The organism is Stenotrophomonas sp. CC22-02, from assembly GCF_004365115.1.
GTDB lineage: Bacteria > Pseudomonadota > Gammaproteobacteria > Xanthomonadales > Xanthomonadaceae > Stenotrophomonas > Stenotrophomonas forensis.
Map to the genome: position 1 here is coordinate 1,600,489 of NZ_SOCO01000001.1, position 13,258 is coordinate 1,613,746.

Genomic DNA, 13,258 nt, shown 5'->3' on the forward strand with positions numbered 1-13,258 from the left:
GCCTCAGTCATTGGCCACCCAGCCCTTGACCACCTGGGCCACGCGCTTGGAGTCGGTCTTTACGGCTTCACGCGCCATCCGCAGTCGTTCCTCATATGAATCCACCGGCAGGGCCAGTGCATCCGGCCCGCCCAGGCTGGCCCGGTCGGCGCCCAGCACCGGCAGCGGCATGCCATCGTCATCCACCAGCTGCACGTCCGCGGTATGCGGCTCCAGTGCCTGCTCGTCGTTCTTCTTCTGGCCGGTGATCGCGCGCAGCGCCGGGCGCAGCACGCCGAACAGCAGGGCCAGAACCACCACCGCGCCCAGCAGCATGCGGCCGGCATCGTGCACCCACGGCAGTTCCCACCAGGCCGGGCCTTCGACCGGCGTGGTGTCACGCACGAACGGGGCGTTCATCACCGACACGGTGTCGCCACGCTCGGCGTTGAAACCGACCGCCTGCTTGACCAGCGCTTCGACGCGGGTCAGTTCGGCGGCCGACAGCGGCTGCGGCGCAACCTTGCCGTTGGCACCGGCGCGCGGCACGTTGTCCACCAGCACCGCCACCGAGACGCGCTTGATGCGGCCGGCCGGCTGGCGGGTGTGCTGCAGGGTGCGGTCCAGCTCGTAGTTGCGGGTCGCGTTCTTGCTGCTTTCGGTCGGCGCCTGCGCGGTGGCCGGTGCGGCCTGCTGGCCCGGTGGGCTGTTGCTGGTCGCGCCCGGCACGCCCTGCGGGCCCGGCGTGGTGGTGCTGTTCTCGCTCATCTGCTCGCTGCGCAGCTTCTGCGGCTCACCGTTGTAGAGCTCTCGGGCTTCCTCGGTCACCGAGAAATCCATGTCCACGCTCACTTCCGGGTTGACCCGGCCGGGGCCGGTCATCGGTTCCAGCAGTTCGCGGATACGCTGGTTGAACGAGGTCTCCTGACGGCGTACCTGCTCGAACTGGGCGGCGTTGACCGCGGCCTCGCTGTTCGGATCGCTGACGCTGAGCATGCGCCCGCTCTGGTCGACCACGGTCACCCGTTCAGGCGCAAGGTCCGGGATGCTGGCCGCGACCATGTGCACGATGGCGTCGACCTGGCTGCGTTCCAGCTGCTGGCCGCCGCGCAGTTCCAGCGTCACCGAGGCGCTGGCCACGTCACGCTGGCGGGTAAAGGCGCTGGGCTTGGGAATGGCCAGGTGCACGCGCGAATCGCGCACCGGGCGCAGCGTGTTGATGGTGCGCGACAGTTCGGTTTCCAGCGCGTGCTGGTAGCGCGCGCTTTCCACGAACTGGCTGACGCCGAAGCCGGGGTCGCGTTCCATCAGCTCGAAGCCGAGCTTGCCGCTGTCGGTCAGGCCCGAGCCGGCCAGCTTCAGGCGGGCGTCGTGCAGGTTCTTTTCCGGCACGGTGATGCCACCGGTGGCCGGGTCGAGCGCGAACGGAATCTGCGCGGCGCGCAGCAGGTCGGTCGCTTCAGCGGTCGCCTTCTGGTCCAGGCCGGTATACAGCGGGACCATGCCCGGCTTCTGCGACCAGAAGAACACGGACAGGCCTGCCGCCACCGCCACCGCGATCATCGCCATCAGGCCCAGCCGACGGGTGATCTGCAGACTCTGCAGGCGGTCGAACCATTGCCCGGCCTTCTCGGCGTTCAGGCTGTCCTTGGAGAGCGTCAGTGCCATGCGTCAACGTTCCTTACAGCGGCATGTTCATCACGTCCTGGTAAGCCTGGACGAGACGGTTGCGGACTTCCACGGTGGCGCGGAAGGCGATCTGGGACTGCTGCGAGGCGACCATCACCTTGGCCAGGTCGGCACTGGGGTCACCCATCTCGAAGGCCTTGGCCAGGGCGCCGGATTTCTGTTGCGCGTCGTTGACGCCGGCAATCGCTCCGCGCAGGGTTTCGGTGAAGCTGGCGGGCTGGACCTGCGGCGCATCCAGCACCGTGCCCGGCAGGGCATTGCTACGCGGCGCTTCGGCCAGCGGGTTGAGCGCCGCGGACTGTCCCACCTGGGTCTGGTAGGAGCGGATCTGGGAGAGGATCGAAGTGACGGAGTGGGACATCTGCAACGGTTCCAGAAACAGGGATGGGGTTGTCTGCTGGAGCTTGTGCAAGTGCCGTGCCGAAACCGGTTTTCGATTCAGTGTCGTGAGGGTGTGGGTGAGGGTGTGCTGGCAGGGCTGCGCCCTGCACCCGCGGTAGTGCCGGCCGCTGGCCGGCAACCTCAACGTCAAAAGCGAGTGTGCTGAGGGGTGGCGGGGTGGGTCCGGTTGCGGGGGACGCCGTAAACCCGTCCTTGGGGGCTTGGCCGCGGCATCCATGCCGCGGACACCCCCGCAACCGGACCCACCCCGCCTTCGACAGTTCTCTGCGATCTGTCGGAATTGCATGGGCTGCTCTTGGTGGGTGTCGACCTTGGTCGACACATTCTGGTCGGCATGGGCTCTGACTCCGATCGACGCGCCATTTAACCGGCGTCGGTTTTCTGGCCTGGGGCTGGAGGCTCCGATGGCCGGAATTCTGGCGCTGGGAAATGCAAAGGGGTCGGAGTACTTTCCGATGGAAAGGGATCTGCCCCCGGCTGTGCCTGCAAGCTGGCCGATTTGGCGTGTGCGCGTTCGGCGCCGCGACTTCGTTCCGGACTAACCAGCGCTACGGCTGTTCGGAAAGCCTTCCTTCACCTCTTGGAGCCATGCCTCGAAGAAGTGGCTGGGTAGGAGATCTTCGGTATTGGAGAAATGAAGGTCATGGCTGAACTTGATGCTCAGCTTTCCGGTAACGGCGTTGAAGTGCGCCTTCAGTTGGGTAGGGGGCTCCCGCTCATGACCTTCATGAAGCGCAAGCAGGCGGTCAAAGTCGTCCAGGACGAAATCCAGCAAAGCGAAGCTACGGTCTCGCGACAGGTCGAATTGCTGCCCTCCCTGGGCGGCTGGAGAGTCGTTCAACTGGTGAATCCTGTAGATTCCACCGCCTATTTCATAGAAGACGTTTGCTGAGGAAGTTCCATCCTCCGCAGCGCCGTAAAGGTAGACCCCATCCACGCGATTCTCTACGTACTCCAGGCAAACGCCGAGCATGGATTCCAGTATTTCCTGCATGGAGCTTTCAAATGTCTCGCTCATGACATTCATCGGTGGCAATCGCAACTCTTGAGGCTATTGCGTCCCGGCGCGAAGCGCATTGGGAATAGTTGCAAATTCCACAAACACCAACGCCCGGGCAAGCCCGGGCGTTGGTGCCCCCTTCATGCTGGAAATGCGGTTCAGCCGGCCAGTTCGGCCTGCTCGCGTTCGATGCCGTACTTGCGCAGCTTTTCCACCAGAGTGGTGCGGCGCAGGCCAAGCAGCTGGGCAGCGTGGGCGACCACGCCCTGGGTGCGTTCCAGTGCTTCGTTGATCAGGCCCAGTTCGATGTTGGCCATGTGGTTGCGCAGGTCCATGCCTTCGTCGGGCAGGGCGGCCGGGGCGGCAGCGCGATTGACCGCGATGCCATGCTCCAGCGCCGGCTGGTTGCCGCTGCCCGGGGTATGGAACGAGAAGCTGCGCAGGTCCAGGCGTTCTTCGCTGGCGACGGACTGCACCGGTGCCGGTGCGGCCGCTGCTGCCAGTGCAGCGTCGCCGCGGTAGCGGGCCGGCAGGTCCTGCACGCGCACCGAGCCACCCGGGTGCAGCACCGCCAGGCGCTCGACCAGGTTGGTCAGCTCGCGCACATTGCCCGGCCATTCGTAACCGGCCAGGGCCTGCAGGGCCTCCGCAGTGAAGCGCACTTCGCCACGGCCGGTACGCGCCAGCTGCGCGGCGATGGTTTCCACCAGCGCCGGCAGGTCCTCGCGGCGTTCGCGCAGGGCCGGCACGTCGATCGGGAACACGTTGAGGCGGTAGAACAGATCCTCGCGGAACTTGCCTTCGGCAATGCGCGTTTCCAGATCGCGGTGGGTTGCGGCGACGACGCGCACGTTGCAGCGGATGGTCTGGTTGCCACCCACGCGTTCGAAGCTGCGCTCCTGCAGCACGCGCAGCAGCTTGACCTGCATCGGCAGGCTCATGTCGCCGATTTCGTCGAGCAGCAGGGTGCCGCCCTCGGCCATTTCGAAACGGCCCTTGCGCGCGGTCAGTGCGCCGGTGAAGGCACCCTTTTCGTGGCCGAACAGTTCGCTTTCCAGCAGGTCGGGCGGAATGGCGCCGCAGTTGATCGCCACGAACGGGCCGTCACGGCGCGGCGAGCGCTGGTGGATGGCGCGCGACACCACTTCCTTGCCGGTACCCGATTCACCCAGCACCAGCACGGTGGTATCGAACGCGGCGACCTGCTCGATCATGGTGCGCAGCGCGGTAACGGCCGGGCCGTTGCCGGTCGGTCCCTGCTCCTGCACGGCACCGGCCTGGTGCTCGGCATCCAGGCGTTTGAGGCTGGCGCGACGCAGCAGGGCTTCCATCTGGGCGTGGCGCAGCGGGGTCTCCAGCGGCCAGATGTTGGCCTCGTGCAGGCCATGCTGCTGCGCGAAGGCAGCGGCATCGCCGTCGGCCAGCAGTACCGGCGGCGGCAGGCTGCTGCCGCCGAGCCAGTGGTACAGCGCAGTGCTGGCGGCGCTGTCATCCAGGCTGCCGACGATCACCGCCATCCAGTCGTTCTGGCGCTGGCGGCCCAGGTCGAAATCGGCCGCGTCGGAGACCCAGCGCGGGTTGAAGTCCATGAATTCCAGCAGGGCAACGGTGCGCTCGGCACGCACGGCGTCGTTGTCCAGTACAAGGATGCGCGATTCGCTCACGATCGATCCTCCCTGAGGCCTTCCAGGATCGGCATGACTTCCTGGATGTAGGACAGCTTGCTGACGAAATTGTCGGCGCCGGCGCGCAGCGCGTGTTCGCGGTGCTCGGCGTCGTCGAAGTGGCTGGCGATCACGATGTACGGTGCGTCGTCCTGCGACTTGATCAGGCGGGTGGCCTGCAGGCCGCCCATTTCCGGCATGGCCAGGTCCATCAGTACCACCTGCGGGCGCAGCGTTTCCGAGCGCTCGATCGCTTCCAGGCCGTTGCCGGCACTGCCGACGATCTGCAGCCAGTCGATCTTGCGGAAATGGCGCATCGCCGCGTTGATGAAGCCCTCGTGGTCATCGACCAGCAGGACCGTAAGCTTGTTCATGTCCAACATCCTTTTCAGCCCACCCGGGCCAGCTGCGGTTGCCTGGCGCCGAGCCGGCGCCGTTCTCGGGCCGGGGCGATGTCCAGTTGTTCCCGGTATTTTGCGACGGTTCGACGGGCAATGTTCACCCCCTGGCGCGACAACAGCCCGGCGATCGCTTCGTCGGCCAGCGGCCGACCGGCCGGTTCGGCGTCGATCAGGCGGCGGACCATGGCCTTCACCGCCTGGCCGGAGACGCTGGCGCCTTCCAGGCGCACGGCGAAGAAGTGCTTCAGTTCGAAGGTGCCACGCGGGGTCTGCAGGAACTTGCCGGTGGTGATGCGCGAGACGGTGGACTCGTGCATGCCGATTTCCTCGGCCACTTCCTTCAGGGTCAGCGGCGCCATGGCCTCCTCGCCGCGCACCAGGAACGCGGCCTGGCGCTCGACGATCACCCGCGCGGTGCGCAGCAGGGTGTCGTAGCGCATCGACAGGCCGCGGCTGAACCAGCGCGCCTCCTGCAGCATTTCGCGCAGGGCCGGGGCGGCGTCGTTGCTGTCCGCCAGCGCCTGCTCGTACTGGCTGTTGATCGACACGCGGCGGCTGGTGGCCGGGTTCAGCGCCACCTTCCATTGCGCGTCGGCGTGCCAGGCGACCACGTCCGGTACCACCACCGCGTTGCGCTCGGGCAGCAGGCTGTCGCCCGGGCGCGGCTGCAACGAGAGGATCAGGCGGACGGCTTCGCGCACGTCGTCGATCTCGGCGTCGTGCTGGCGGGCGAGGGCAGGGTAGTCGTGCGCGGCCAGCGCATCGAGCGCGCCGTCGAGGATGCGTGCGGCCAGGTGACGGGCAGCCACCACGCCGTGCAGGCTGCGCAGCTGCGCCTGCAGGCCTTCGCGCAGGTCCTGCGCGGCCATGCCGGCCGGTTCGCCGTGCAGCAGCTGCTGGCGGATCGCTTCCACGCCGTCGGCGTCGATGTCGAACTGGGCGCTGGCCAGCAGCTGCAGCTGGCCCAGCGGCGCCTGCAGGTAGCCGGCGTCATCGCAGTGGTCCAGCCAGAAGGCAGCAACGGCCAGCCCGCGGTCGTCCATGTCCAGCGACAGGCGCTGCAGCACGCGCAGCTGCGGATCGGTTGATTCACCGGCGGCGATGCGCGCCATGCGGTCGTCGTCGCCGTCCTGCCAGCTGGTGCCGGCCACGTCCCACATCGAGGATTCCGGCAGCTCGTCGAACGCGGCCGTCTCCAGCGTGGTGGTGCTGGCCTCGGTGGCCTCGGCGGCGGGGGCTTCGGCCTCTTCGATCTCCAGCAGCGGGTTGGAGTCCAGCAGGCGCTGGATTTCCTGTTCCAGGTGCAGGCCGTCGAGCTGCAGCAGCCGGATCGACTGCAGCAGCTGCGGGGTGAGGTGAAGTTGTTGGCCCAGCTGGGTCGAGAGTGCAGCCTTCATCGTGGTTCCCCGGCACCGCTCCCCGGCGCCTTGTGGAACGCATCTTGCTTTTCATCCGGCGGGGGCGGAATCAGGGGGTTCCTGAGGGCTTTCGTAGATATCCCGACAGGCTGTAAGGGTTTTCCCTACATTGGCGCGGGATGTTGACGAAGGTCGCCGCCAAGTCATTGATTCGTGGTGCCGAACCGGCCGTGTTAGCGGGGCGCCATGTACGGATTCCTGTCGGGGCCTGTCAGGGTGACGGGATTTCGTCGCCGCCTGTATGCCGATTCACTCCAGCTCGTGCTGGTGGCGGGCGGCCAGCAACAACAGATCGTTGGCGCGGCGGCAGCCCAGCGATTCCATCATCCGCGCGCGGTGGGTCTCCACCGTCTTGACGCTGATGCCGAGGTCGGCGGCGATTTCCTTGTTGCTTTCGCCCTTGCCGATGCGACGCAGGATCTCGCGCTGGCGCGGCGACAACGCGGCGATGCCGGTGGGCTTCTCGCGGCCCAGCATGGGCGCCAGCATCTTGGCCGAGATCTGCGGGCTGAGGAACACCTGGCCGGCATGCGCGGCACGCAATGCCAGCTCAAGCTCCTGCGGCGCGGCATCCTTCACCACGAAGCCGACCGCGCCGCGATCGAGTGCATCGCGCACATGCGCGGCGTCGTCGTGCATGGTCATCATCACCACCCGGGTACCGGGGGCGCGCAGGCGGATGTCACTGAGCGCTTCCAGGCCGGTGCGCCCGGGCAACGACAGATCCATCAGCACCACATCCGGCGCATGCTGCAGGGCCAGCTGCAGCGCCTGTTCGGCATTGCTGGCCTCGGCAACCAGCTGCACGTCGGCAAACCCCTGCAGCAGCCGTGCCAGGCCGGCGCGGACCAGGGTGTGATCGTCGACGATGAGAACTCGCACAGGCACGCAACTGGTCCGTGTAGGGGAGTCCACCTTAACTTAGCTGAACGGGCGCGCCAAGCGTTGCCTGTCCTGCACCGCAAGGGTGGGTTTCAGCGGGCCCGGCGCGCCTCGGCCACCTGGCGGCGGTGCAGGCGGAACAGGTGCCGCTCCATGGCCATTTCCAGGCCGTCGCCGAGGCGCTGGAAGCGCAGCCAGAGGTAGTGGCCACCGCCGCCATCGGCGGCTTCGGCGATCACTTCCACCGGCAGGTCGATATGGTCGGGCAGCCAGTCGCTGGGCTGCAGCCGCACCAGCCCGGCCTGGCCAGGCGTGGCGCCGCTGCGCGGGCCCAGCTGCAGGCGGATGCCACGGCGTGACCAGCGCACCGGGCGCAGGGTCAGTTCTTGGCCCTGCTGGCGAACCAGCCGGCCGAGCAGCACCATCGCCAGGTCCAGCTTGGCCTCGAGCCGCTGCAGCTGCAGGCTGGCCTCGTTGCGGTCGTCATGCTCGTCAACGCGGCTGTCTTCCACCAGCGCCAGGCTGCGCAGCAGGCCTTCGGCGCTGCTGGTGCGGCCGGCGGCACTGCCGGGCTGGAACTCGGCGGGCAGGGCCAGTTCGCAGCTGAGCGTTTCGTCGAACAGCTCGCTTTCGGCGGGGTGGTGCAGCGACGTTGTCGGCAGTTGGGTCATGCCAGCGATTCTGCCTGCAGGTAGGCATGCGCCGCGCGAAGAGAACGCTGTCCATCGTTCATCAGGGCCGCGACCGCGTCGCGGCGCTGGCGCAGCAGGCCGAGCAGGTTCTGCTGGCGTTCGAACAGTGCGCTCAGTGGCGCGTGGTCGGCCGCGGTGAGCGGCTGGCTGAGCAGGGCATGCAGGGCGCTGTCGTGGCCGTCGAGCAGGCTGTCGGCCTGGTCGAGGGCTTCTTCGCCCAGCGCCTTCTCGAACGCGTCCAGCTGCGCGTGCAGTTCGTGCAGGCTCATGGTGCCACCGCGGCCGGGCGGCGCTGTTCGTGCGGGATCGCGTTCCAGGCGCTGTCGATTTCGCCGAGCAGCTGCAGGGCTTCATCCAGCGCTGCACGATCATTGTGCAGGTTGGCCTCGGTCAGGCGCTGCAGCACGTAGTCATAGAGTGCCGACAGGTTGCCGGCGATCTCGCCGCCGGCCTCATGGTCCAGCGAGCCGTTGAGGTGGCCGACGATCGCGCAGACTTCGCCGATCGCCTTGCCCTTGCCGGCCTGGTCGCCACGCTCGAGGCTGGCCTGTGCGCGGCGCACGCGCTCCAGCGCGCCGGCCAGCAGCATCGCCACCAGCTTGTGCGGATCGGCGTCGGCGACCGCACTGGTCACTCCCACCTGGCGGTACTGTTCGGCATATTGACGGCTGGAACCGTACATTCGTGATTCTCCTTGCGCGGGGTGCCGCCGGGCGATCGAGGGGATCGTTGCCGGCGGCGCGGCGATGATTGCTGTTGCGTCCGTTATCGGTGCGTTGCACGCCAAACTTGAGCGTTGCGCGTAGACCTTCAGCGGTTCAGCTGTGCCAGCTGCTGCTGCAGCGACGTATTGCTCTGCTGCAGCTTGCCCATCAGGCTGTCCAGCGCGATGAACTGCTTCTTGTAGCGCTCTTCCACGCCCTTCATGCGCGTGTCCAGGTCCTTGCGGCGCTTGTCGATGTTGTCCAGTGTGGTGTTGAGGCCTTTGGTGCGGGCGACGAAGGCGCCTTCCTTGCCGACCGTGGTGCTGACATAGCCGTCGACCATGGTGTAGAGCGTGCCGGCACCGCCGGTGTCGCCGGTGATGGCCGAGCGGATCTTTTCAGGCTGGCTGGCCAGTGCGGCGGCAAACTTGGTGGTGTCGAGCACCAGGCTGCCGTCGGCGTTTGGATAACCGCGTGTCTGCAGGCCTAGTACCTTCGGGTCCAGGCCGTCGGCGGAAAGCTCCTTCAGCACGCCCGACATCATGGAACGCAGCTGGCTGGCAGCACCACGCATCTGCGCGTCGCCGGTCAGCGTGGCCGCTTCCTTGGTCTTGGCGTCGTACTTGGTTTCGGTGTTGATCGCTGCGATGGCCGCGTTGTAGGCGGTCACGAATTCCTGCATCACCTTGGTGGCGGCGGCCGTGTCGGTACTGATCACGACCGTGCTCTTGCCGGGAACCTTCAGGTTCAGGGTCAGGCCAGGCACCGCATCTGCCACCGTATTGCTGGCGCTGACCACCTTGACGCCATCGATGGTCAGTTCGGCGTCCGCTGCAGCGGTGTTCTGTTTCAGGCTGCCGACCAGTGCGCCCAGCTTGGGATCACTGCCGCCGTACTCCAGCTTGATCGCATTGGCGGCACCGGTCTTCTCCTGGGCGATCGACAGGTACTGGTTGTCGCCGGAGGTGATCAGTGTGGCCTGCACGCCTTCCTTGCGGCCGGCGGCATCGATCTTGTTGCGGATGGTGGTCAGCGTGTCGCCGTCCTCCACCGCCACGTTCATGGTCTTGGCCTTGTCGCCCACGCCGACGGTCAGCGTCAAGGTTCCGGCGCCGAAGGTGTCGGTCTTCGGGAACGAGGTGTCGGCAATCAGCTTGTGCGCCGTGGCGAGGGATGTCACCTCCACCTGGTGCGTGCCGTTGGACGCGGCCGCCTTGGTCGTGCCCAGGTCGTACAGCGCCACCGATGCGGTGAGCACATCCTCGGTATTGGCGGGCTGCGCCTTGCCGCTGGCGGTCACCGTGCGGGTATCGAAGGCGGTGGTGGCCTTCAGCGCGGTCAGTGCAGTCTTCAGCTTGTCGAAGGCCGAGGTGACGGTGCCGATCGACGACAGCTGCATCTTGGCTTTGGACTGCTGCAGGTTCAGTGCATTGTCGGCCGGCTTGCGGTCTGCTGCGACCAGCTGGTTGACGATGCTGGAGATATCCAGTCCCGAGCCAATGCCACCGTATCCAAAGTCTGCCACGTCGTTTCTCCTGGTATACGGGCCTGGCCGTCGTGCGGTGGCCCGTCGTCAACGAAAATAGCGGCCTGTGCCGCTGGGTCTTGAGGACTTCGTTGATGCATGCGCCGTGCCAATGCTCTGGCGCGGGTTCTGGCACGCAGGTTGCAGGACGGTTGGGGCAGGGTGCGGGGAGGTTCACCGCGGGCTGCCGGGAGTCTGCAAAAAACCCTCCCCCAATGCAGGGGAGGGATCAGGCTACTGACAATCGGGGGGAGACGAAGCCGCCCGGTACGTACAGTCAAAGGTACAGCGCTGAAAGAGAGGTCCGCAGGAGCGGGCGATGCCAAGCCGGTTCGGGAGGGTTCCCGGGCCGGGCATGGCCCGCGCCTTCGTGCACCGTGGCTTCCGGGTTGCCGCTGCCGTCGGTTCAATCCGACGGCAGCGGCGCCTTCTTGCCGAGGATCAGCGCAGCAGGCTGAGCACGCCCTGCGGCACCTGGTTGGCCTGGGCCAGCATGGCCGTACCGGCCTGCTGCAGGATCTGGGTGCGAGTCAGCTCGGCGGTTTCCTTGGCGAAGTCGGTGTCCTTGATGCGGCTGCGCGACGCCGACAGGTTTTCCGACGAGGTCTGCAGGTTGGCCACGACCGAGGTGAAGCGGTTCTGGATCGCACCGAGGTCGGCGCGGGTGCTGTTGATCGCGCCCAGGGCCTTGTCGACCACTTCCAGCGCCTGCTGGGCGCCGAGCACGGTGCTCACGTCCAGCTTCTGCACGTTGGCGGCGGTGTCGGTGCCAGCGGTGTAACCAGCGGCTGCATTCTTCGCGCCCCACACGCCGGTGCCGGCGTTCAGGTCGCTGCGCTCAAGCGCGATGTCGGCAGCGACGACCGCCTTGCCTTCCTTCACCGAGCTCAGCTTCATCGTGCCATCGGCATTGGCTTCGGCGTAGATGCCGGCCTCGCCGATCTTGGCGTTGATCGCGGTGGCGACCGCCTTCGAAGCATCGGCCGTGGTTGCACCGGCCTTCAGTTCGACGGTGCCGATGTCCACGCCCATCACCTTGCCGGTGATGCGCGAGCCATCGGTGCTGGCGACCAGCGCGTCAGTGGCACCGGTTGCGAAGGTCGAGGTGCCCAGCGAACCTGCCTTGGCGTCGATGGTCTTGTCGATGGCGATCGACTGGCCAGCGTTGGCGCCAACCTGGAACAGCTGGCTGGAGAACGAGCCGTCCAGCAGCTTGGTGCCGTTGAAGTCCGACTGCTTGGCGACGCGGTCGATTTCCGAGACCAGCTGGGTCACTTCGGCCTGCAGTGCCTTGCGGTCGCTGGCCGAGTTGGTGGCGTTGGAGGCCTGCACCGACAGCTCTCGGACACGCTGCAGGTTGTTGCCGATTTCGGTCAGCGAACCTTCGGCAACCTGGGCCAGCGAAATGCCGTCGTTGGCATTGCGGATGGCAACGTCGGTACCGCGGATCTGGGTGCCGAAGCGCTCGGAGATCGCCAGGCCGGCCGCGTCGTCCTTGGCGCTGTTGATGCGCGAACCGGAGGACAGGCGCTGGATGGTGGTGGCCAGCGAGCTGCCACTGGTGCTCAGGTTGCGCTGAGCATTCAGGGACATCGTGTTGGTGTTGATGACTTGTGCCATGGTGCTTTTCCTTTGGCGAAGGTGGAACGTGTTTCAGGATCCGGGCGCCGCCTCATGCGGCGCCCGGAGGTCGATCAGAGAGCGGATCAGCGCAGCAGGCTGAGCACGCCCTGCGGCACCTGGTTGGCCTGGGCCAGCATGGCCGTACCGGCCTGCTGCAGGATCTGGGTGCGGGTCAGCTCGGCGGTTTCCTTGGCGAAGTCGGTGTCCTTGATGCGGCTGCGCGACGCCGACAGGTTTTCCGACGAGGTCTGCAGGTTGGCCACCACCGAGGTAAAGCGGTTCTGGATCGCACCGAGGTCCGCACGGGTGCTGTTGATCGCACCCAGGGCCTTGTCGACGATTTCCATCGCCTGCTGGGCGCCCTTCACGGTGCTGACGTCCAGGTTGCTGGCGTACTTCGAGGCCGGTGCCGCGCCGGCGGCGGTGGCGGTGAAGGTGGCCTGCGTGTTGCCTGCCCAGGTACCCGGAGTGGCAGTGATCGCCTTGAACGAGCCATCGGCGTTGACGCTGTCCTTGACCGAGGTCAGGGTGACACCGGCGGTGCCGTTCACTTCGGCGTAGACGCCGGTTTCGCCGATCTTGGCGTTGATCGCAGTCACCAGTGCTTCACGCGAGGCCTTGCCGGTGGCAGCGGCGTCGGCGCCCTGCTTGACCGAGACATCGGCGATGGCCACACCGTTGATGGACAGACCGGTGGTGGTGAAGTCCGCGTTCGCGGTCGGATCGGCCAGGGCCAGCGCGTTGGTATCGAACTTGGCACCGCCCAGGGCATTGGCCTTGGCATCGATGGTCTTGTCGATGGCGATGGCCTGGCCGGCGTTGGCACCGACCTGGAACAGCTGGCTGGAGAACGAGCCGTCCAGCAGCTTGGTGCCGTTGAAGTCCGACTGCTTGGCAACGCGGTCGATTTCCGAGACCAGCTGGGTCACTTCGGCCTGCAGCGCCTTGCGGTCACTGGCCGAGTTGGTGGCGTTGGAGGCCTGCACCGACAGCTCGCGGACGCGCTGCAGGTTGTTGCCGATTTCGGTCAGCGAACCTTCGGCAACCTGGGCCAGCGAGATACCGTCGTTGGCATTGCGGATGGCGACGTCGGTGCCGCGGATCTGAGTGCCGAAGCGCTCGGAGATCGCCAGGCCGGCGGCGTCGTCCTTGGCGCTGTTGATGCGCGAACCGGAGGACAGGCGCTGGATGGTGGTGGCCAGCGAGCTGCCGCTGGTGCTCAGGTTACGCTGAGCATTCAACGACATCGTATTGGTGTTGATGACTTGTGCCATGAGGA

At 66.6% G+C, this 13,258-nt stretch carries 13 protein-coding genes; all 13 read right to left on the reverse strand.

What is annotated here, in order from left to right; translation table 11 throughout:
* Nucleotides 1-3 precede the first annotated feature (3 nt).
* Complete coding sequence (fliF, locus tag N440_RS07485; RefSeq protein ID WP_133934591.1) at nucleotides 4-1,647, reverse strand: flagellar basal-body MS-ring/collar protein FliF; 1,644 nt, start codon at nucleotides 1,645-1,647, stop codon at nucleotides 4-6.
* Between the two features lie 13 nt (nucleotides 1,648-1,660).
* Nucleotides 1,661-2,029 (reverse strand): flagellar hook-basal body complex protein FliE, encoded by a 369-nt coding sequence (gene fliE, locus N440_RS07490; RefSeq protein WP_006443488.1) that lies wholly within the window; start codon nucleotides 2,027-2,029, stop codon nucleotides 1,661-1,663.
* 579 nt (nucleotides 2,030-2,608) lie between these two features.
* Nucleotides 2,609-3,088 (reverse strand): hypothetical protein, encoded by a 480-nt coding sequence (locus N440_RS07500; RefSeq protein WP_133934593.1) that lies wholly within the window; start codon nucleotides 3,086-3,088, stop codon nucleotides 2,609-2,611.
* A 140-nt stretch (nucleotides 3,089-3,228) separates the two neighbouring features.
* Entirely contained in the window at nucleotides 3,229-4,734 is a 1,506-nt protein-coding gene (locus N440_RS07505) for a sigma-54 dependent transcriptional regulator (RefSeq protein WP_133934594.1), read from the reverse strand.
* On the reverse strand, nucleotides 4,731-5,108 hold the full coding sequence (locus tag N440_RS07510) for a response regulator transcription factor (protein ID WP_010485922.1): 378 nt from the start codon (nucleotides 5,106-5,108) through the stop codon (nucleotides 4,731-4,733). Before N440_RS07510 ends, N440_RS07505 begins: the two co-directional genes overlap by 4 nt.
* Nucleotides 5,109-5,122: 14 nt before the next feature.
* The gene (rpoN, locus tag N440_RS07515) at nucleotides 5,123-6,532 is read right to left on the reverse strand and encodes an RNA polymerase factor sigma-54 (protein ID WP_133934595.1); all 1,410 of its coding nucleotides are present in this window, start codon (nucleotides 6,530-6,532) and stop codon (nucleotides 5,123-5,125) included.
* Between the two features lie 270 nt (nucleotides 6,533-6,802).
* Nucleotides 6,803-7,435 (reverse strand): response regulator transcription factor, encoded by a 633-nt coding sequence (locus N440_RS07520; RefSeq protein ID WP_005413261.1) that lies wholly within the window; start codon nucleotides 7,433-7,435, stop codon nucleotides 6,803-6,805.
* A 92-nt stretch (nucleotides 7,436-7,527) separates the two neighbouring features.
* Entirely contained in the window at nucleotides 7,528-8,106 is a 579-nt protein-coding gene (locus N440_RS07525) for a PilZ domain-containing protein (RefSeq protein WP_053511008.1), read from the reverse strand.
* The gene (locus N440_RS07530; protein WP_006443673.1) at nucleotides 8,103-8,396 is read right to left on the reverse strand and encodes a hypothetical protein; all 294 of its coding nucleotides are present in this window, start codon (nucleotides 8,394-8,396) and stop codon (nucleotides 8,103-8,105) included. Before N440_RS07530 ends, N440_RS07525 begins: the two co-directional genes overlap by 4 nt.
* A complete protein-coding gene (fliS, locus tag N440_RS07535) occupies nucleotides 8,393-8,809 on the reverse strand; it encodes a flagellar export chaperone FliS (RefSeq protein WP_006443675.1) in 417 nt (138 codons plus the stop codon). The genes N440_RS07530 and fliS overlap by 4 nt, the downstream gene beginning before the upstream one ends.
* 128 nt (nucleotides 8,810-8,937) lie before the next feature.
* The gene (gene fliD, locus N440_RS07540) at nucleotides 8,938-10,356 is read right to left on the reverse strand and encodes a flagellar filament capping protein FliD (protein ID WP_006443677.1); all 1,419 of its coding nucleotides are present in this window, start codon (nucleotides 10,354-10,356) and stop codon (nucleotides 8,938-8,940) included.
* A gap of 441 nt (nucleotides 10,357-10,797) precedes the next feature.
* A complete protein-coding gene (locus N440_RS07545; RefSeq protein ID WP_133934596.1) occupies nucleotides 10,798-11,976 on the reverse strand; it encodes a flagellin in 1,179 nt (392 codons plus the stop codon).
* An 86-nt stretch (nucleotides 11,977-12,062) separates the two neighbouring features.
* Nucleotides 12,063-13,253 carry a flagellin gene (locus N440_RS07550; protein ID WP_133934597.1) on the reverse strand — a complete coding sequence of 397 codons (1,191 nt, stop codon included), beginning with the start codon at nucleotides 13,251-13,253 and terminating at the stop codon, nucleotides 12,063-12,065.
* Nucleotides 13,254-13,258 lie beyond the last annotated feature (5 nt).